The organism is Massilia sp. Root418 (genome assembly GCF_001425265.1).
In the GTDB taxonomy this organism is placed as follows: Bacteria; Pseudomonadota; Gammaproteobacteria; order Burkholderiales; family Burkholderiaceae_D; genus Rugamonas.
Map to the genome: position 1 here is coordinate 257,976 of NZ_LMEC01000026.1, position 19,963 is coordinate 277,938.

A 19,963-nucleotide genomic window follows, 5' to 3' on the forward strand; every position below is an offset into this window, starting at 1 on the left:
GTGTCAGCCTTCCACGCCGTAGTGGCGCGCGTAGCGGCTGTCCAGGTTGGCCAGCGGCATGAGCAGGAACAGGTCGGCGCTTTCGAAGTCAGGATCCCAGGCCGGTTCGCCGCAGATCCACGCACCCGAACGCATATAGCCCTTGAGCAGCGGCGGCACTTGCGGGTTCTGCGACGCTTCCAGTTTGCTGTAGGGGAAAGGCAGGTGGGGCGTGACGCGGTATTCGGCCGGGGCCATGTGCTTGGCGGCCAGGGAGTTGTACACGGCCACGGCATTGTGGCCACCGTCGGCCAGGCTGATACTGGCGCAACCGGCCAGGAAGTCGCAGCGTTCGCGGCGCATGTATTCGGCAAGGCCGGACCACAGCAGCATGATGACGCTGCCGCCACGGTAGTCCGGGTGGATGCAGGCGCGGCCGGCTTCCACGATGCGGTTGCGCACGTTGTTCAGGCGGCTGAGGTCGAATTCGTTTTCGGAGTAGACGCGGCCCAGCTTGTGGGCGCGCGAGGCGCTCAGCAGGCGGTAGGTGCCCACCACGCTCAGAGTGTTGGTGTCGCGCACGATCAGGTGATCGCAGTGCTCGTCGAACTCGTCGCTGTCCAACCCGTCTTCACTGGCCAGCGCGGTCAGGCCCATCGTTTCGATGAAGACCTTGTAGCGCAGGCGCTGCACTTCGCGCAGTTCCTCCGGCGTGCTGGCCATGCTGAGCGCCAGCTTGGCGGAGGAAGTGCGGATTTCCGTCTGTAAGATAGGCTGTTGCATGCTTCGTCCTTGTGAGTTGAGACGAAGCAAGCGTAGCCCTGTAATACTTCAGGACCGTGACAATGTCATGTCACTTTGGTTACATACAACGGGCTCAGACCTTTTTGGGGCGGCCGGTTTTCAGCTGCGGCAAGGAGCCCAGCACGCTTTTCAAGGTGGCCATGTCGGTCTTGCTGATCAGCGCGACGCCGACGCGCAGCAGCTCGCTTTTCTTGATCTCGAAACCGGCTTTCAGGGCGGCCTTCTTCACTTGGCCCAGCACGGCGTATTCGGCTTCCGGCATGGTGAAGCTGTCGCGTACCAGTTTTTCCTTGCGGACCTTTTCCTTGGCCGCGTCCGCAGGCCTGGCGGCGGCTTTCGGTGCGGCTTTCGGCGCGGCTTTCGGCGACGCTTTCACGGCTTTCGGTGCGGCTGGCTTGGCCGGCTTGGCGGCCTTCGCTGCGGCGGCCTTGGGCGCTGCAGTTTTCGCGGCGGCGGCTTTAGGTGCCGTGGCTTTGGGTGCTGTGGCTTTAGGTGCGGCGGCTTTAGGTGCGGACGCTTTAGGCGCAGCAGCCTTGGACGCTGCGGCCTTCGGTGCAGCGGCCTTCGGTGCCGCGGCTTTCGGTGCGGCAGCTTTCGGTGCGGCAGCTTTCGGAGCGGCCGCCTTCACGGCGGCGGTCTTCGGTGCAGCTGCTTTCGCTGCGGCTGCGCGCGGCGCAGCCGGCTTGGCGCCGTTCACTTTCGCTGCCGCGGCCTTGGGGGCGGTTGCGGTGGGGACGGCCGCCTTGGGTTCGGAAGCTTTCTCTTCAGGTTTGACTGCGCTATCGGTTTTGTTCATTTCCACTCCAGAATTTTCAACAATATAAACAATATATACTATTTTTGAGGAGCCTGCTCATTTGCAACATCTTCCGCGTCGCGGAACTTGCTGGCGATCTCAGCGAAAACGCCCTCGATCTCCAGGAAGGCGTCCAGGATATCCGGGTCGAAATGCGTGCCGCGCCCGTCCTGCATGACGGCGACCGCCTCGGTATGGCTGAAAGGCGGCTTGTAGATGCGCCTGGAAATCAACGCGTCGTACACGTCCGCCACTGCCATCAGGCGCGCCGACAGGGGGATCGCCTCGCCCGCCAGTTTTTCCGGGTAACCCGAACCGTCCCATTTCTCCTGGTGCGAATGGGCGATTTCGCGGGCGTAGGTGAGGAAGCCGTTGCTGCCGCCGATGTACTCCTCCACCTGGCGTATGGTGTCGCGCCCGCGTACGGCGTGCAGCTTCATGATCTCGAACTCCTCCTGATCCAGCTTGCCCGGCTTGAGCAGGATGCTGTCCGGGATGCCGACCTTGCCGATGTCGTGCAGCGGCGCAGACTTGTACAGCAGCGTGATGTTCTCGTCCGTGAGCTCGGCGGCGAAGCGCGGGTGGCTTTGCAGCTTGCGCGCCAGCGCCGCCACGTAGTTCTGCGTACGGCGGATATGGTTGCCGGTTTCGTTGTCGCGCGTTTCGGCCATGGTGGCCATGGCCATGATGGTGGCGTCCTGCATCAGCGAGAGCTGGCCGGTGCGCTGCTGCACCAGGCTTTCCAGGTTGGTGTTTTCCGTCTTCAGGGTCTGGCTGGCGGCGCGCAGCTTCAGGTGCGTGGCCACGCGGGCGAACAGGATGGGCGGACTGACAGGCTTGGTCAGGTAGTCCACCGCGCCCAGGCGCAAGCCCAGCGCCTCGTCCTCGGGCTGGCTCTTGGCGGTCAGGAACAGCACCGGGATATCGGCGGTGGCAGGATTCTGCTTGAGGCGGCGGCAGGTTTCGTAGCCGTCCATGCCCGGCATCATCACGTCCAGCAGCACCAGGTCCACCGTGGAGGTCTCGGCGATCTGCAGCGCGGTAGCGCCGTCCTTGGCAACCTTGGTATTGTATTTATCCTTCAGCAGCATGGACAGCAGCGTGATGTTGTCCGGTGTGTCGTCGACAATCAGGATGGTCTGGCGGGCGGTCTGGTTAGTAGTATTCATTCTGGTGTTCATGCTGGGTCCAGTTGTTGTACGGCGGCGGCCAGCAACTGGCTGGCGGCGGCGAAGTCATAGTGTGCCATGTGTGAGGCCAGGCGGTCCATCGTGGCCGCCGACAGCAGCGTGGCCAGGGCGGGCCGCGCGCTATCGAAATAGTCGGTGCTGTCGCCGCTGAATTCGGCGAGCAGGGATTGCAGCTTGCGCAAGGCATGGATGGCTTCCATGGCGTCCGGCGCGGCGGGGTCGCCTTCGGGGCTGGCCGGCTGGGACCGGACGGCGGTGCCGAAATGGCGGTCCAGCGCCGCCGCCACGCCCGCGAGCTCGCGTTCGACGGCAGCCAGCAAGGGAGCGACGGACTCACGGGAGGGTGCGTTGTCGGCGCCAGTCGCGAAGGCGGCTTCCAGCGCCTGCGCGGCGCCTTCGAGGGCGGTGGCGCCCAGGTTGCCGGCGACGCCCCGCAGGCTGTGGGCGGCGGCTGCCGCCTCGTGCACGCTGCCGCGCTCCACGGCGGCGCGCAGGCCGGCAGCTGTGTCCCGCTGGGACAGGCGGAAGCTGTCGAGCAGCTGCTGGTACAGCCCGGCGTTGCCGGCCACGTGGCGCAGGCCGCGCGCGGTGTCGATGCCGTCCAGCTGCGGTGCGCCAGCGGCCTGGTAACGCTGCGCGGCGCCGGGCGCCAGCGTGGGCTCGGGCGACGGCACCTGCGTCGGCGCCAGGCGGGCAATGCCCAGCCAGCGCGCCAGCACCGCGTACAGCCGCTCCGGTTCGATCGGCTTGGTAACGTAATCCTGCATGCCCTCGGCCAGGCAGCGCTCGCGGATGTCCGGCAGCGCGTGCGCCGTCATGGCTACTACCGGAACGTCGTCGAACGCCTTGTCTTCGCGCAGGCGGCGCGTGGCCGCGTGGCCGTCCAGAAGCGGCATTTCCAGGTCCATCAGCACCAGCGCGTAGGCTTCAGGCCCGCCTTCCCGGAGCATGTCCAGCGCCTGCTCGCCATTGTTCGCCAGGTCCACGCAAATGCCCAGCGTCGCCATCAGCTCTGCGCCGATCTGCTGGTTCACGGCATTGTCCTCCACCAGCAGCACCCGGGCCGCGTAGCGCTGGCCAGGCACCGCCTCGCCCTCGGCCTGTTCCGACTGCCGCCTTGGTCCGACGCGGCGCGGCAGCTCGGCGCGCCGCTCCGCGCCGCGCTGCCTGAAGCCGGGCGCCAGCAGCGTCACCAGCGTATCGACCAGCGCAGACTGCCCGATGGGCTTGAACAGGAAACCGATCACGCCCGCCGCCTCGGCCTCCGGCTGCACCTCCTCGCGCCCGAAGGCCGTCACCAGCACCATGCCGGGACGGGCCTGCAGCGCAGCGTCCTGCTGCACCCGGCGCGACAGCGCGATGCCGTCCATGTCCGGCATCTGCCAGTCGCTCAGCACCAGCCGATACGGATCGCCGGCGCGGTCGGCCGCGGCGATGGCGGCCAGCGCTTCGGTGCCGGTGCCGGCCGTGTCCACCCGCAGCGGCAGCGCGCGCATGGCTTCGGCCAGGATTTCCAGCGCCACCGGGCTGTCGTCCACCAGCAGCAGGCGCACGCCGTTCAGCGCGGCCGGCACCACTGCGGCGCGTTCGGCCTGTCCTGTCAGCGGAAACGCCAGGTCGAAACGGAAGATGGAACCCTGGTTCGGCACGCTCTCCACCGTGATTTCGCCGCCCATCAGCTGCACCAGCTGCTGCGAGATCGACAGCCCGAGGCCCGTGCCGCCGTATTCGCGCGTGATGGAGCCGTTGGCCTGGCTGAAGGCCTGGAACAGTTTGCCCATCTGCCCGGCCGTCATGCCAATGCCGGTATCGCGCACGGCGAAACGCAGCAGGGCCGAGCGGTTTCCGCCGGGCTGCGGCGTATCGAGCCGGGTGCAGCTCATTTCCAGCTCGCCGGCCGGCGTAAACTTGACGGCATTGTTGACCAGGTTGATCAGCACCTGCTCCAGCCGCAGCGGGTCGCCCACCAGGTGGCGCGGGATGGACGGCGGCACGTGGAACAGGTATTCCAGCTGCTTGTCCGCCGCGCGCTGGCTGGTGACGCTGGCCACGTTGGCCAGCACGTCGTCCAGGAAGAACGGCACCTGTTCCACCTCCAGCCGGCCCGCTTCGATCTTGGAGAAATCGAGGATGTCGTTGATGATAGCCAGCAGCGACATGGCGGCGCGATGGATCTTGTTCACATAGTCATGCTGCTTGGGCGTGAGGCCGGTGCGCAGCGCCAGGTAAGCCATGCCGATGATGGCGCTCATCGGGGTGCGGATCTCGTGGCTCATGTTGGCCAGGAATTCGGACTTGGCCACATTGGCCGCCTCGGCCAGCTCATTGGCCTTGACCAGCTGCTTCTGGCTGTCGCTGGCCAGCTGCGCCGTGCGGGTGAGTTCCGCCGTGCGTTCGGCGATTTTTTGCTCCAGGTGGCTGTTCAGTTCCCGCAGCTCGTGCTCGGCCTGGCCCAGCCGGGTCAGGGTGTCGCGGAAGCTGTGCACGGCCTTGGACAGACGCCCTATCTGGTCCACCCGGCCGATGCCGGACAGCTTGATGTCGATTTCGCCCCGGGTGAGCTTTTCCAGCGCCTGCTGGATGTCGGTGAACGGCTGGCTCACCTTGCGCGCCACCAGCAGGATGGAAATGATGATGGCCAGCGCCAGCAGCAGGTTGGCCAGCATGGTGTGGGTGATCTGGCGGCGCAGCTGCAAGTCCACCTGCTGGCGCGAGAACGCCAGCTCCAGCGTGCCGACCGGGTAGCTGCGCTTGCCGTCCTGGTATTCCACGGCCCGGCGCACGGTGATCGCGGCCTGCGCCGCGCCACCCTCCGCACCGGCCGATCCCGCTGCGCGCCCGGCGCGGAAGCTGGCCAGCTGCTCGCCGCCCGGCGCCAGCACGCGCAGCACCAGCACTTCCGGCGTGGCCTGCATGGCGTCCACCACGCTGGCCACGGCGGCGCTATTGATGTCGAACAGCGGCCGCGCCAGGGTCTGCGCCAGCACGCTGGCAAGATGGCTGGCGCGCTCGCGCAGCTGCTGCTCCGCTTCCGCGCGCAGCGTGTGGGTGGCGTAGGTGGTGTAAACCGCCGTGGTCAGCGCCACGGCCAGCAGGATGCCCGCCGCCAGCCGCAGCAGGATGTCTTCGCGCCAGGCCTTGAGCAGGCGCCGCCGCATCAGCCTCCCTCGCCTTCCAGTGCCGCGCGCTCCAGCTTTTTATAGGCCGGACTGGCGCGCTCCTGCGCCATGGCATTCCAGATGCGCTGCGCCAGCTCCGGCCGGCGATGTGCCATGCCGTGCGACAGCACCAGGAAATACGGCTTTTCAATCAGCGGCAGCGGCATGACTTCCAGCTGGGCCGCCACCGGGCTGCGCATGACGGCCGCCGCGTCGCTGCCGCCCATGGCCGCCGCGCCGACCCGCCCGGCGGCCAGCTTGCGCGCCAGCTCGTCGGCCCGCTGGCTGCCCTCGTCCACCTCCACCCCCAGCCCGCGCAGCATCGCACCCACCGAGTAGCCGAGCTGGAAGCCGACCGGCCCGTCCAGCTTGCGCAAGGCCTTGCCGTCCCACTCCACGGCGCTGCCCTTGCGGCGCAACAGCATGTAGCGGTCCACGTGCATGCGCTTGGTGTTGTCGGCGCCGGCATTGGGATCGCCGGGGAACACGCCCAGCGCGCGGCGCTCCGGCATGTAGCTGACCGCGAACGCGCCGTCGTATGCATTGGCCTGCAGCTGCGCCAGGCAGCGCTTCCAGGGCATGCTGTGGAAGTCGAAGCGGATGTTGAGGCGCTGCTCCACCATGCGCAGCAGCGCGAAATTGAGGCCGCCCTGCTGCTCGGTGCGCCAGGGCTGCACGTTGGCGCGTTCGAAGCACAGGGTGACGGTCTCCACCGGCGCGGCGGCGGCTGGAACCTGCAGGGCGCAGCCCAGCGCAGCAAGGGAAAGCCAGGCCAGGCAGCTGCGCGCCATGGTCAGGCGTTGGCCCGGATGCTGAAGTCCACGCCCACTTCGTCCCACAGTTCCTGCTCCTTCTCCATCCAGTAGGACACCGTGGGGTGGTCGGCCACCCACTCGCGCCGCAATTCCAGCTCGATCCGGTTCTTCATGCGCAGCTTCAGTTCCGTGAAATCGATGTCGATGCGCGAGTGCATGAACAGGATGGCCAGGCGCAGCGCCACCACGGCCTTGGCGAAGTCGCCGTCGGTGAGCGCGTCGCCCACCTTGCGCAGGTTGCCCTTCTGCGCCACGATCAGGCGGCCCATGGTTTTCTGCTCGCGCGTGGTAAAGCCGGGCAGGTCGGCGTTTTCCACCATGTAGCACGCGTGCTTGTGGTAGCCGGTCTGCGACACCACCATGCCCACCTCGTGCAGCAGCGCGCTCCAGGCCAGCAAGCGGGTGTAGTTGTCGGTGGCCGGTTTCATCTGCGCATACAGCGCAGCGGCGTATTCGGCCACGCGGTTGGCGCGCCCCTCGTCCACCTGGAATTTCTGCAGGAAGGCGCGCACCGACTGGTCGCGGCGGTCGCGCTTGGTCGAGCGCAGCTGCAGGTCCCACATCACCCCCACCCGCAGGCCGGCTTCGATCGGCGTCAAAGCGGCCACGCCCAGCTCGTGCACCAGGGCGATCAGCACGGCCAGGCCGCCGACGATGGTGCTGGCGCGGTCCGGGCGCAAACCCGGCATGTCCATCCGGCTGACGTGGCCGGCGGCGATGAAGCGCTTTTTGAGCGCCTCCAGGCTGACCGCCGTCACGCCGTTGCCCAGCTTGTTCTTCTCGATGATCTCGGCGATGGCGCGGATCGTGCCCGACGAGCCGTAGCACTTCTTCCAGTATTCGGGATGGTAGGGCGGCGCCGCGTCCTCGAAATGGCTGCGCGCCGACAGGATGGCGGCCTCGAACGAGGGCCCGTCCACCCGCCCGCCGACGAAGAAGGACAGGCTTTGCTTGACGCTGCCGATGGAGAACGATTCCACCCGCTCGATGTCGCTGCCGCGCCCCAGTATCAGCTCGGTGGAGCCGCCGCCGATGTCGATCACCAGGCGCCGCTCGCCGGGCAGGTTGAGCGCATTGGACACGCCCATGTAGATCAGCCGCCCCTCTTCCTCGCCGGAGATGATTTCGATGGGGTGGCCGATTGCCTGTTCGGCGGCGGGCAGGAAGGCGGCCGCGTTGCGCGCCAGGCGCAAGGTGGAGGTGGCCACCACGCGCACCGCTTCCAGGTCGTAGCCCTCCAGCACCAGGCGGAAATTCTTCAGGCAGCCGAGGGCGGACTGCATGGCGGCCTCGGTGAGGTTGCCGGACGCGTCCAGCCCGGCCGCCAGCCGGATCGGCTCGCGCGCCGATTTGACGACGCGGATCTCGTCGCCGTCATGCTTGCCGATGGCAAGCCGAAAACTATTGGAACCCAGGTCTACCGCTGCGTACATGCTACTTGCTCCAGGTGTGGGTCCGTGTATTGATTCCAGCATCGATTTATACTGTTTATATGAAAATGCTACCACAGTAAGGCTCGATTGTGACGCGATGATGACACTCTGTTCCGTGCGCGAGGCTCGGCGGCGACACTCAGCCGCTACACTTCCTCGGCGATGGTGGCGTCCGGCGCCTCCGCCACGCGGTTGGCGCCGCCCAGCATGGCCTGCTGCAGGGCGCCGTCGGCGCGCTTGAACAGCGTGACGGTGCTGTCGTCGGCGCGGATAGTGGTCACGCCCATGCTGGCGCTCAGGCTGATCATGGCCTTGTCGGCGCGCACCGGCTGGCTGGCGATGGCGGCGCGGATGCGCTCGGCCACCATGGCCGCGTCCTGCTGCGAGGTGCGCGGCAGCTGGATGGCGAATTCGGCGCCGCCCAGGCGGCCCATCAAATCGCTGTCGCGCAGCTGCTTCTTGCAGATCTCCACCATGGCCTTGAGCACCACGTCGCCCACCGTGTGGCCGTAGCTGTCGTTGACGCGCTTGAACTGGTCCAGGTTCAGCAGAATGAGCGCGGTGGGCAGGCCGGGGCGGCGCGCCAGCGCCATCCATGGCGCCAGCGCCTGGTAGAAGCCGCGCCGGTTCGGCACGTCCGTCAGCGGGTCCACCACTTCCAGGCGCGCCAGCTCGGCCTGCAGCTTTTCGCGCGACAGCAGCAGGTAGCCGAAGGCATTGGTGAGCATCATCAGGTACAGCGCGCCGAAGCCCACGCCCTGCAGCACCAGCGGGCCGACCCAGGACCAGCCCTCCGGATAGGTGGCCGCCAGCACGCCGCGCCCTGCCACCAGCATGCTCAGGCCCGCCATGACCACCACCAGGTAGCGCCGCAGCATGCTGCCGCCGCGCCACGCCAGCGCCAGCGCGGCCACGCCGGACAGGAAGAAGCCGCTCACGATGAGGAAGCCGGCCGCCGCGCGCGGCCCCGGCGCCACGTCCAGGAAATGGCAGGCCAGGTAGGCGGTGGACGTGCCGGCCAGGGCCGGCAGCATCCAGCGGCGCCAGCCGGGGCGCCCGGCCGCCTGCCATAGCGCGCCGGCGTCCAGCGCCATGCCGGCGAACAGCAGCACATTGGCCAGCGGTCCGGTCAGCAGGTCCGGCAGCACGCCGCGGAAGTACAGCAGGAACCAGGCCGCCGCCTGCAGCTGCTTGGCGACCGCCCAGGTGGACAGGCTGAGGGACTTCTTGCTTTCGTACTCGAAGAAGAACAGCGCCGCGCACAGGCTCAGATTGCCCAGCGCCAGCGCCAGTACCAGGGTTTTGATATCCATGAGGGGGACAGCGGGCCGCGCCTGCGGCCCGGCTTACACTTCGTGTTCGACGTTGGTGCTGCCGTCGCCGATCTTGCTGGCCCAGGCCTTGGAGAAGAATTCCTTCTCGTCTTCGGTAGGGGCGTCGTGCCAGAACACGATCAGGGTGCCCTTGTGGTCGTGGATTTGCGTGAATTTCTCGATGAAGCTGGACTTGCCGGCCATATCGGCCAGCGCCGCCACGTAGCCATAAACCCGGCCCAGGCGCTCGATGCGGTCCGGTTCGGTGAAGCTGTTCGTGGCGGTAATGGTCGGGTGATCTAAAAACATGGTGTGCTCTCTCCACGGTGGCCGCTGCCTATGTCGGCAATGTACCTAGAATTAGTGTGCGTGTAAATGAATATGCGCGGCCGCATGCTCTCCGCTACAATCCCCCGAGCTTATCAGAACTTAACCGTTGACAACAAGGTCAGCAAGCCATGCCCGCCACTCTGCACCACACTCCGGCCCCGCCCGCGCCGCCGCGCGTGCGCACGCGCGGCCGCCTGCGCACGCTGGAATTCCAGCCCGGCATGGTGCAAAGCGAAATGCACGTGGCCGATCCGGACCGGCTGGTGCTGGCCTATGCGCGCGCCATGATGTGCTTCGTGCTGTTCCAGCCGCGTCCGGCCCACATTGTCATGGTCGGCCTGGGCGGCGGATCGCTGGCGAAGTTCTGCTACCGCTACCTGCCGCACAGCCGCATCACGGTGATCGAACTGCGCGCGGACGTGATCGCGCTGCGCGCCCAGTTCGCCATCCCGCCAGACGACGAACGCTTTAGCGTCGTGCACGCCGACGCCAGCCACTACATGGCCACCCTGCGCGGCGCCGCCGACGTGCTGCTGGTGGACGGCTTCGACCAGGACGGCCTGCCGCCTGCGCTGGCCAGCGCCGCCTTCTACGCCGACTGCCGGCGCGCCCTGCGCCCGGGCGGCGTGCTGGTGGCCAATGTGTTCAGCTACGATCCCCAGTATCCGGCCGTGCTGCGCCGGCTGCGCGCCTGCTTCCGGCAGCGCGTTGGGAGCTTCCATGGCATTGCCGGCAACAACCGCCTGCTGTTTGCGATCAACAGCACCAGCGCCGTGCCGACACCGGCGCAGCGCGCCCTGCAGCGGGCGGCGCACCGGCGCGGCCCCGCCTGGGGCCTGGCGCACCGCCTGCTGGCACACTGGACCGTGCTGCGGCTGCGCTGGCTGAACAGCGGTTAAGCAACATTATCAAATCGAAATAATTGTTGTCAGTTAGAATTATTTTTTTTCGAAATTATGCCGAACGGCAAGTTTTGTGACAAACTAATGGCGGCCCCATCCCCGCCGAATTTTCACTGTACAGGAAAGCAATGACACGTCGCCGCAAATCCACCCTCACCGTCGCGGCGGCGTGCACCCTGGGCGCGGGGCTGCTCATCACCAGCGTGCTGTTCGCCGCGGTCGGCGCGCTCGAATACGGCAAGCTGCAGCTCGACTTCGAGCAGCGCGCCAACCTGCGCACCGCCGCCATCCAGCGCGGCCTGAACGAGGCGGTGCAGGTGCTGAAAATGACCAACCAGCTGTTCGTGGCCGCCGCCCCGGTGAGCCGCCAGCAGTTCCATGACTTCACCGCGCCGCTGCTGCAGCAGTACCCCTTCATCCAGGCCTTCAATTACCACCGCATCGTGCCCCTGGCCGAGCGCCCGGCCTACGAGGCGGAGATGCGGCGCGTCTTCCCCGGCTTTACCATCACGGAAAACGACAACGGCGTGCTGCGCCCGGCCGGCGAGCGCGCCAGCTACGACGTGGTGCACTTCCTGGAGCCGCTGGAGGGCAACCGGCGCGCCTTCGGCCTCGATTCCGGCTACAACCCGCAGATGCCGCTGGCCATCGACGACATCCTTACCACTGGCCAGCCGCATTCCACCGGCCTGCTCAAGCTGGCCCAGTCCAAGGGCAGCGAGCCCGGCCTGGTAATGATGATGCCGGTGTACCGCCGCGGCGCCCCGGTGGACACCGCGCAGCAGCGCCAGGCAGCCTGGCTGGGCGACACCGCCACCGTGATCCGCGCGCCCTCGCTGGTGAGCAAGATCCTGCAGTCGGCAGGCCTGCTGCAAGACAGCGGCCTGGCCCTGCGGGTCTACGTGGGCGCGCCGGCGCAGGCGTCCAACCTGGTGTTCAGCCATGGCGACCTGCCACCCGCGCCGGGCGCCAGCCATCCGCTGGCGCGCTGGTTCGCCTTCCACCAGCATGCGCTGTACCGCCAGACCTACACCGTGCTGGGCCGCCCCTGGGAAGTGCACGTGACCGCCCTGCCCCAGCCCTTCATCGACAGCCATCTGGGGTCGCTGAGCACTTTGCTGGGCGGCGCGCTGTTCAGCGTGCTGATGGCGGCGCTGGTGCAAAGCCTGGTGCTGCGGTCGCGCCGCGTGCAGATGCTGGTCGATGCGCGCACCGCCGAACTGCGCCAGTCCAACGAGCGGCTGGCGGCCGACGTGGCCATGCGCAAGCACACCGAGCGCGCCCTGCTCGACAGCGAACAGCGCTTCCGCCGCCTGCTGGCGCTGTCTTCGGACTGGTACTGGGAACAGGACGCGTTCTACCGCTTCACCAGCATCACCGACGGCTTCTTCGAAAAGGGCCACATCAACCCGGGCCGCTTCATCGGCCGCACGCGCTGGGACAGCACGCCCGAGATGCTGACCTCGCGCTGGGGCCGCGACCACATCGCGCGGCTGGAAGCGCGCCTGCCATTTTCCCACCTGGAATACGCCATCACCGGCGACGACGGCGTGGTCCGCTGGTTCACCACCAGCGGCGAGCCGGTGTACGACGCGCGCGGCGAATTCAAGGGCTACCGCGGCACCGGCAGCGAAATCACCGAGCGCAAGCTGTCCGAGCAGCGCATCCACCACATCGCCCACCACGACGTGCTGACCGGCCTGCCCAACCGCGCGCTGCTGCAGGACAGGCTGAGCCAGGCCATCGCCTACGCCAACCGCAGCGGCCATCCGATGTGGGTGCTGCTGATCGACCTGGACCGATTCAAGTTCGTCAACGACAGCCTGGGCCACAAGGCCGGCGACCTGCTGCTCAAGACCGTGGCCGAGCGCCTGCTGGCGGCGGTGCGCGCCAGCGACACCGTGGCGCGCCTGTCGGGCGACGAGTTCGTGGCCATCCTGGGCGAATCGAACGAGGCCACGCTGTCGCCGGACATCGTGCAGCGCGTGATGCACGCGGTGGCGCAGCCGGTGATCCTGGAGGGCAAGGAATTCTTCGTCACCTGCAGCATCGGCGTGGCGTCGTACGACGGCGGCGGCAACGCCCAGCATCTGATCGAACACGCCGACATCGCCATGTACGCGGCCAAGAAGCTGGGCCGCAACAGCTTCCAGTTCTACGAGCCGGCCATGAACGAGGAGGCGCAGGAGCGCCTGCGCATCGAGAACGCGCTGCGCAAGGCGCTAGAACGCGGCGAATTCGCGTTGCACTACCAGCCGCAGGTGGACCTGGACAGCGGCCGCATCATCGGCGCCGAAGCGCTGCTGCGCTGGCAGCATCCGGAACTGGGGCTGGTGTCGCCGGCGCGCTTTATCGGGCTGGCGGAAGAAACCGGGCTGATCGTGCCGATCGGCGCCTGGGTGCTGCGCACGGCCTGCGCACAGGCCAAGGCGTGGCTGGAGCACAGCCACGGCCACGCGCCCATGAAGATGGCGGTAAACCTGTCTGCGCGCCAGTTCAGGCAGCCGGACCTGGTGCAGGTGATCGCGGCCGTGCTGGCCGAAACCGGCCTGCCGCCTGCCTGCCTGGAACTCGAGCTGACCGAAAGCCTGTTCATGAACGACGTGGCGCAGGCGGTGAGCCTGCTGCACCAGCTGAAGGCGCTGGGCGTCACCTTGTCGATCGACGATTTCGGCACCGGCTATTCCAGCCTGTCCTACCTGCGCGATTTCCCGATCGACGTGCTGAAGATCGACCGTTCCTTCGTCAACGACATCGCCACCGATCCGGACGACGCCGCCATTGTGGTGTCGGTGATCGCGCTGGCGCACAACCTGCAATTGCGGGTGGTGGCGGAAGGCGTGGAGAGCCGCGAGCAGCTGGACTTCCTGCAGCAGCACGGCTGCGACGCCATCCAGGGCTATTACTTCAGCCGCCCGGTGGCGCCCGAGCTGTTCGAGCAGATGGCGCGCCAGGGCCGCCACCTCGATTCGGCCAGTTCCACGCTGGCCGCCTGATTAGTTAAATATCTGCTTCAGTGACTGCGCATCCTGCAATGCATCGCTCCAGGCTGCCAACTGCTCCTCACTGGCGTTGGCCAGCTTGCGCTGGACAGTGCGCGGCAGCGGCCCGAAGCGCCGCGTCAGCAAGCGCTCCAGCAACGCGGCGGCCCCTGCCTTCCTGCCTTGCTCCAGCCCTTGCTCCAGCCCTTGCTCCAGCCCTTTCTTCAGCCCCCTCTTCATGCCCTTGTCAATGAACATTTCTTCCAACGGCGTAACCCATTCCATTGGGTTTTTCATATCGAGTTCCATGTTGTGCTCCTTCCCCAACCGGCGAACACCCCGCCAGTAGCGCTCGTGCTGCAGTGGCGGCAGGGCCATCATCCAGTTAATCACCTTGAACAGCATAATTATGCGCCGTTTGCTCCAGCCATGTTCATACAGTAGCTTGGTCATTTGCCACTTGGCCGCGTAGAGCTGATCGGGATCATGCCGGGCCTGCTGCGTGCGCAGATGTGCCAGTGTCACCAGGGCGAACGGATTACGGGAAGCCATCAAGGCATCGGCCTGCCCAGCAAAATCAAGCAACTTGGCTGTGGCGAAAGAGATCCCCATCACCGTGCCTAGCAGCTGGTTGTGGAAGGCATGCGGACGCCAGCCGGGATCGTCGTCGGCCAGCAGCACCAGGCTGGCAACCTGCCGGCCGTACTCATTGAAAATACGGTAGTTGTAATCGAATACACGGCGCGCCAGCGATCCATCGCGCTGCGCCTGGACTTCGACATGGATCAGCACCCACTGCTCGCTCCCATCGCGCAGGCGGACCTCGACCAGTTTGTCAGCCACCATGCCGTCCGGGGCGTCGCCAAAGCTGATGCCCGCCAGCTCTTTGTCACGGAAGCGCGGCCGCACCGTCCAGTCGATCCTGGCACAGAGCTCGGTGAAAAAGAAGGCCATGAAGGCGCGGAAAGCATGCGTCAACGCAGCTTTCCAAGGCAGATCGTAACGCGCTGGCGGGACGGCATTCGGCATCCAGCCAGTCTACGGCCACGCCCGGGCCCGCTGCATTGATCCAATGCAAACCGCAGCAGGTTCGGCGCGCGCCGCGGTTGCTTACTTGCGCTTGGCTGTCACCTGCTGGCGCGCCGCCTTGCGCAGCTTGGCCTGCTCGAAGCGGGCTTTTTGTTCCTCGGTCTCGGGCACCAGCGGCGGCACGGCGACCGGCTTGCGGTCCTTGTCCACCGCCACCATGGTGAAGTAGCAGCTGTTCGCGTGGCGCACCAGGCGCTGCTGGATGTTTTCCGTCACCACGCGGATGCCCACTTCCATCGAGGTGTTGCCGGTGTAGTTGATCGACGCCAGGAAGGTCACCAGCTCGCCCACGTGGATGGGCTGCAGGAACATCACCTGGTCCACCGACAAAGTCACCACGTAGCTGGCCGAATAGCGGCTGGCGCAGGCATAGGCCACGCTGTCGAGGTATTTCAGGATGGTACCGCCATGCACATTGCCGGAAAAGTTGGCCATGTCGGGCGTCATCAGAACGGTCATCGTCAGCTCGTGGGCCGACCAGTGCATTGCGCTATCCATTGAAAAACCTTGAGAGTTGAGGGGTGTCAGATGCCTTGGGCTTCGATGTCGGCCAGCGATTCGCGGCCCTTGTCGGTGATGTCGTAGCCGCCGTCGCGCGCCACGATGTGCGCCTTCTTGCCGAGGAAGGTGGCCACGTCGGTGTCCAGCTTGACGTCGCCGCCAGCCGCGACCGCGCGCAGGCCGAGCACGCAGCGGCGCAGGAACAGCGCCTGCTGGCCCTTTTCGGTCAGGGTGATGTGCCCGTTGCGGGCGATGCTGAACATCTTGAGCCCGGACAGGCGCTTGGTGTTGCGGCCGATGCATGCACTGATGCGCTCGCCCAGCTTGAGGCCGCGTGCGACCTCTTTCAGAGCGTCGTATTCATCGGCGGAGAGTTTTTCGTTTTTCATTGCCTAAATTCCAAAAGAGACTTGCGGCCCTCATGGTACGCGCCCTGTAGCGCCAGGGCAAGGCAATGCGGCCGCGAGCTTGCGCCCGGCGGCCCGTTTCAGCGGCGCTGGCTTACTTCAGCGCCTGGACGGCGAACCACGCGACAGCGGCGCCGGCCGCGGCGGTAAACAGCAGCAGGGCCTGCACACGCTTGGTGCTGAGGGCGTTCAGGGCGGCATGGCGGCGGCCAAGATAGATTTTATTGTGTAAGGAATTGCCCATGATGGCCTCCGAGATCAATAAACCGAATGTCGATGATTCATTATATGAACAGATTCGTGACGGTACTGTGACGGCCGGCACAAACACAGAAATATGTAGCTAGCCTGCAACGCAGTTTCACGGCAATCAATGTTGTCCGTGCCGCTACGGCGCGCCACGGCCGGCCGCTGCCTGCTAGGCTTTTGGCCTTACACCACGGGAGAACATCATGAACCAGGCCACCCAACCCAAACCCGGCAACGGCGACGCCGAACGCAGCGCGGACCATATGACCGAGGAAGCGGACATCGGCAGCGGCGAGAAAACGCCGGCCGAGCGCGAGACCGACGAACAGATCAAGACAGTGCCATCCAAGCCCGCCGGCAAGGCGCCGGCCTGAGCAGCGGCCGCCGCCGTCACTGCGCCTTGATCGGCGGCTGCGGCGGCTCGGGTTCCTCGATGGGCGGGATCTCCGGCAAGGGCGTGTTGTCCGGCGGCGGATCCTTTTCGGGTTCCGGCGGCGGGACATCCGGTTCGGGCGTGGTATGGGCCCGGATAAAGGCACTGACGATACGGCTCATGGCGTTCTCCTGTTTCTGCTGCGGCGGGCGGCCCGCCTCAAGCTGAAGCGAAGCCCCCCTTCCGAAATGGCAAATTGTGGCGTGCCCGGACGCGGTCTACACTGGCTCATCGCATCAATCTTGACGAGCCCACCATGACTTCCGACACCAACGACATTACCTTGCTACAGCAGTGGACGGGGAAAACGGAAACCCTGCATGACGTGGTGCGGCCCGAGGCGGTAGCCGCGCTGGCTGCCACGCTAGACTATCCGAGCGCGCCGCCGCACGGCGCACCCTTGCCGCCTTTATGGCACTGGATCAACTTCTGGACCACCGCCCCGCAGTCGGGCCTGGGTCCGGACGGCCATGCGCGCCGGGGCGGCTTCCTGCCCCCGGTGCCGCAGCCGCGCCGCATGTGGGCCGGGGGACGCCTCACCTTTCCCGGCAGCGTGCCGGTGGGTGCCGCCATCAGCCGCACCTCCACCATCCTCGATATCGCGCAAAAGAGCGGCGCCGGCGGCCAGCTCACCTTCGTCACCGTGCGCCACGACATCCGCCACGACGGCCAGCTCGCCATCACCGAGGAGCACGACATTGTCTACCGCGACCTGCCCGCCCCCGGCAGCGCCGGCCCGGCACCCAAAATGCCGCCCGGCGAAGCGCAGTGGACCCGCAAGATCTCGCCCGACCCGGTGCTGCTGTTCCGCTACTCCGCGCTCACCTTCAACGGCCACCGCATCCATTACGACCGCAGCTACGTCACCGAGGTGGAAGGCTATCCCGGCCTGATCGTGCACGGCCCGCTGATCGCCACGCTGCTGATGGAACTGCTGCGCGACAGGCTGCCACAGGCGCGCGTGGCGGCATTCAGCTTCCGCGCCGTCTCGCCGCTGTTCGACACCGCCCCCTTCAGCGTGAACGGCCGCCACAACGCGGACGGCACCGTCACCCTGTGGGCGGCCAACAGCCGCGGCGAACTGGCCATGCAGGCCGAAGCCACACTGGATTAACCCCGGAGATACCATGCACATCCCAACCCAGGACCACCAGGACATCCGCGACGCGGTGCGCGCACTGTGCGCCGAGTTCCCATCCTCCTACTTCCGCCAGGTCGACGAGCAGCGCGGCTATCCAGAAGCCTTCGTCGACGCGCTCACCAAGGCCGGCTGGCTGGCCGCGCTGATCCCGCAGGAATACGGCGGCTCCGGACTGGGCCTGACCGAGGCATCCGTCATCATGGAGGAAATCAACCGCTCCGGCGGCAATTCCGGCGCCTGCCACGGCCAGATGTACAACATGGGCACCCTGCTGCGGCACGGTTCCGAGGCACAGAAGGCGCTCTACCTGCCGAAGATCGCCAGCGGCGAACTGCGCCTGCAATCGATGGCCGTGACCGAGCCCACCACCGGCACCGACACCACCAAGATCAAGACCACCGCCGTGAAGAAGGGCGACCGCTATGTGGTCAACGGCCAGAAGGTATGGATCTCGCGCGTGCAGCACTCGGACCTGATGATACTGCTGGCGCGCACCACGCCGCTGGCCGAGGTGACCAAAAAGTCTGAAGGCATGTCCATCTTCCTGGTCGACATCAAGGACGCGATGGCGCAGGGCATGTCGGTGGTGCCCATCCTGAACATGGTGAACCACGAAACCAATGAGCTGTTCTTCGAGAACCTGGAAATCCCGGCCGAAAACCTGATCGGCGAAGAGGGCAAGGGCTTCAAGTACATCCTGGACGGCCTGAACGCCGAGCGCACGCTGATTGCCGCCGAGTGCATCGGCGACGGCTACTGGTTCATCGACAAGGTCACCAAATACGTCAACGAGCGGGTGGTGTTCGGCCGCCCCATCGGCCAGAACCAGGGCGTGCAGTTCCCGATCGCGAAAGCGTATGTGAACCTGGAAGCGGCCAACCTGATGCGCTACAAGGCCTGCGCGCTGTTCGACGCGCACCAGCCCTGCGGCACCCAGGCCAACATGGCCAAGATGCTGGCTGCGGACGCGTCCTGGGAAGCGGCCAACGCCTGCCTGCAGTTCCACGGCGGCTTCGGCTTCGCCCACGAATACGACGTGGAGCGCAAGTTCCGCGAAACGCGCTTGTACCAGGTGGCGCCGATCTCCACCAACCTGATCCTGTCCTTCGTGGCCGAACACGTGCTCGGCATGCCGCGCTCGTTCTGAGGAGAATTCCATGCGTCCGCTCGATGGCATCACCGTCATAACGCTGGAACACGCGATTGCCGCGCCGTTCTGCACCCGCCAGCTGGCCGACCTGGGCGCGCGCGTCATCAAGGTGGAGCGCCCCGGCGTGGGCGATTTCGCGCGCGCCTACGACGCCCGCGCGCGCGGCCTGGCCTCGCACTTCGTCTGGACCAACCGCTCCAAGGAAAGCCTGACGCTGGACGTGAAGCACGCCGAAGCCGCCGTCATCCTCGGCAAGCTGCTGGAAGATGCGGACGTGCTAGTGCAGAACCTGGCGCCCGGCGCCGCCGCGCGGCTCGGCCTGTCGTACCAGGCGCTCAAGGAGCGGTTTCCGCGCATGATCGTGTGCGACATCTCCGGCTACGGCGCGGACGGACCTTACCGCGACAAGAAGGCCTACGACCTGCTGATCCAGAGCGAGTCCGGCTTCCTGTCGATTACCGGCACGCCGGACGAGCCGGCCAAGGCGGGCTGCTCGATCGCCGACATCGCGGCCGGCATGTACGCCTATACCAACATCCTGGCGGCACTGATCCAGCGCGGCAAGACCGGGCAAGGCTGCCATATCGACGTGTCCATGCTGGAGAGCATGGCCGAGTGGATGAGTTATCCGCTGTACTACGCCATGGACGGCGCGGCGCCGCCGCCGCGCGCCGGCGCCGCGCACGCCACCATCTATCCCTATGGCCCCTTCCCGGCCGGCGACGGCAAGACCGTGATGCTGGGCTTGCAGAATGAACGCGAGTGGGAACTGTTCTGCAGCAAGGTGCTGCTGCGGCCGGAACTGGCGAAAGACCCGCGCTATGCATCCAACGCCGTGCGCACGGCCGCGCGGGACGAGCTGCGCGAGATGATCGTGGCGGTATTCTCCACGCTGACGGCGGACCAGGTGATCGCGCGCCTGGACAGCGCGCAGATCGCCAATGCGCACATGAACGACATGCACGACCTGTGGCAGCACGCGCAGCTCAAGGCGCGCGGACGCTGGGTGGAGGTGGGCACGCCCGCCGGGACCATGCCGGCGCTGCTGCCGCCCGGCGTGCCGAACACCTACGAAGCGCGGATGGACGGCGTGCCGGCGCTGGGGCAGCACACGGACCAGATCCTGGGCAAGCTGGGTTATGGCGCGGAGGCCATCGCGGCGCTGCGCGGGGCACATGCCGTCTAACACGGCGGGTTACGGCTGCGCCTAACCCGCCCTACAGGATAACGGAACACATGACCCACGTAGGGCGGGTTAGGCCGCAGGCCGTAACCCGCCATCACCGGAGACG

At 66.5% G+C, this 19,963-nt stretch carries 19 protein-coding genes; 6 read left to right on the forward strand and 13 right to left on the reverse strand.

Going from position 1 to position 19,963, the window contains the following annotated elements; translation table 11 throughout:
* Positions 1-3: 3 nt before the first annotated feature.
* The 8 genes from ASC94_RS29660 to ASC94_RS29695 form a co-directional block, all read right to left on the reverse strand.
* Positions 4-762: a GNAT family N-acetyltransferase gene (locus tag ASC94_RS29660; protein WP_056404806.1), complete on the reverse strand. Its 759-nt coding sequence runs from the start codon at positions 760-762 to the stop codon at positions 4-6.
* A 94-nt stretch (positions 763-856) separates the two neighbouring features.
* Positions 857-1,579 carry a hypothetical protein gene (locus tag ASC94_RS29665; RefSeq protein ID WP_157201644.1) on the reverse strand — a complete coding sequence of 241 codons (723 nt, stop codon included), beginning with the start codon at positions 1,577-1,579 and terminating at the stop codon, positions 857-859.
* A gap of 38 nt (positions 1,580-1,617) precedes the next feature.
* Positions 1,618-2,748, reverse strand: coding sequence for a two-component system response regulator (locus tag ASC94_RS29670; RefSeq protein WP_229417449.1), 1,131 nt, complete (start codon positions 2,746-2,748; stop codon positions 1,618-1,620).
* A gap of 8 nt (positions 2,749-2,756) precedes the next feature.
* Positions 2,757-5,927, reverse strand: coding sequence for a response regulator (locus ASC94_RS29675; protein ID WP_056404810.1), 3,171 nt, complete (start codon positions 5,925-5,927; stop codon positions 2,757-2,759).
* Positions 5,927-6,718: an ABC transporter substrate-binding protein gene (locus ASC94_RS29680; RefSeq protein ID WP_056404812.1), complete on the reverse strand. Its 792-nt coding sequence runs from the start codon at positions 6,716-6,718 to the stop codon at positions 5,927-5,929. The genes ASC94_RS29675 and ASC94_RS29680 overlap by 1 nt, the downstream gene beginning before the upstream one ends.
* Positions 6,719-6,720: 2 nt before the next feature.
* Entirely contained in the window at positions 6,721-8,175 is a 1,455-nt protein-coding gene (locus ASC94_RS29685; RefSeq protein ID WP_056404814.1) for a Ppx/GppA phosphatase family protein, read from the reverse strand.
* Between the two features lie 146 nt (positions 8,176-8,321).
* Complete coding sequence (locus ASC94_RS29690) at positions 8,322-9,488, reverse strand: GGDEF domain-containing protein (protein WP_056404816.1); 1,167 nt, start codon at positions 9,486-9,488, stop codon at positions 8,322-8,324.
* 33 nt (positions 9,489-9,521) lie between these two features.
* Positions 9,522-9,797, reverse strand: coding sequence for a hypothetical protein (locus tag ASC94_RS29695; protein WP_056404818.1), 276 nt, complete (start codon positions 9,795-9,797; stop codon positions 9,522-9,524).
* A gap of 149 nt (positions 9,798-9,946) precedes the next feature.
* Here ASC94_RS29695 and ASC94_RS29700 point away from each other — a divergent pair, with 149 nt between their 5' ends.
* Together ASC94_RS29700 and ASC94_RS29705 are read left to right on the forward strand one after the other, a co-directional pair.
* Positions 9,947-10,717 (forward strand): transferase spermidine synthase, encoded by a 771-nt coding sequence (locus ASC94_RS29700; protein ID WP_056404820.1) that lies wholly within the window; start codon positions 9,947-9,949, stop codon positions 10,715-10,717.
* A 131-nt stretch (positions 10,718-10,848) separates the two neighbouring features.
* Positions 10,849-13,716, forward strand: a complete 2,868-nt coding sequence (locus ASC94_RS29705; protein ID WP_056404822.1) for an EAL domain-containing protein — start codon at positions 10,849-10,851, stop codon at positions 13,714-13,716.
* Here the strand turns inward: ASC94_RS29705 and ASC94_RS29710 are convergent, their stop codons facing one another.
* The 4 genes from ASC94_RS29710 to ASC94_RS33350 all read right to left on the reverse strand — a co-directional run bounded on the left by ASC94_RS29710 (position 13,717) and on the right by ASC94_RS33350 (position 15,942).
* A complete protein-coding gene (locus tag ASC94_RS29710; RefSeq protein ID WP_056404824.1) occupies positions 13,717-14,730 on the reverse strand; it encodes a DUF4351 domain-containing protein in 1,014 nt (337 codons plus the stop codon). It abuts the gene before it with no gap.
* 81 nt (positions 14,731-14,811) lie between these two features.
* Positions 14,812-15,276 (reverse strand): acyl-CoA thioesterase, encoded by a 465-nt coding sequence (locus tag ASC94_RS29715; RefSeq protein ID WP_056404826.1) that lies wholly within the window; start codon positions 15,274-15,276, stop codon positions 14,812-14,814.
* A gap of 38 nt (positions 15,277-15,314) precedes the next feature.
* On the reverse strand, positions 15,315-15,680 hold the full coding sequence (locus ASC94_RS29720) for a hypothetical protein (protein ID WP_056404829.1): 366 nt from the start codon (positions 15,678-15,680) through the stop codon (positions 15,315-15,317).
* Between the two features lie 112 nt (positions 15,681-15,792).
* The gene (locus ASC94_RS33350; RefSeq protein ID WP_200955852.1) at positions 15,793-15,942 is read right to left on the reverse strand and encodes a hypothetical protein; all 150 of its coding nucleotides are present in this window, start codon (positions 15,940-15,942) and stop codon (positions 15,793-15,795) included.
* Positions 15,943-16,150: 208 nt separating this feature from the next.
* Between ASC94_RS33350 and ASC94_RS32875 the strand changes: the two genes are divergently transcribed.
* Entirely contained in the window at positions 16,151-16,321 is a 171-nt protein-coding gene (locus ASC94_RS32875; RefSeq protein WP_157201645.1) for a hypothetical protein, read from the forward strand.
* A 16-nt stretch (positions 16,322-16,337) separates the two neighbouring features.
* Here ASC94_RS32875 and ASC94_RS33355 read toward each other — a convergent pair whose 3' ends face one another.
* The gene (locus tag ASC94_RS33355; RefSeq protein ID WP_200955853.1) at positions 16,338-16,502 is read right to left on the reverse strand and encodes a hypothetical protein; all 165 of its coding nucleotides are present in this window, start codon (positions 16,500-16,502) and stop codon (positions 16,338-16,340) included.
* A gap of 134 nt (positions 16,503-16,636) precedes the next feature.
* Here ASC94_RS33355 and ASC94_RS29725 point away from each other — a divergent pair, with 134 nt between their 5' ends.
* The 3 genes from ASC94_RS29725 to ASC94_RS29735 are packed head-to-tail and all read left to right on the forward strand — an operon-like array spanning position 16,637 to position 19,857.
* Positions 16,637-17,494, forward strand: a complete 858-nt coding sequence (locus ASC94_RS29725; protein WP_056404831.1) for a MaoC family dehydratase N-terminal domain-containing protein — start codon at positions 16,637-16,639, stop codon at positions 17,492-17,494.
* 13 nt (positions 17,495-17,507) lie between these two features.
* Positions 17,508-18,668 carry an acyl-CoA dehydrogenase family protein gene (locus ASC94_RS29730; RefSeq protein ID WP_056404833.1) on the forward strand — a complete coding sequence of 387 codons (1,161 nt, stop codon included), beginning with the start codon at positions 17,508-17,510 and terminating at the stop codon, positions 18,666-18,668.
* Between the two features lie 10 nt (positions 18,669-18,678).
* A complete protein-coding gene (locus ASC94_RS29735; protein ID WP_056404835.1) occupies positions 18,679-19,857 on the forward strand; it encodes a CaiB/BaiF CoA-transferase family protein in 1,179 nt (392 codons plus the stop codon).
* Positions 19,858-19,963 lie beyond the last annotated feature (106 nt).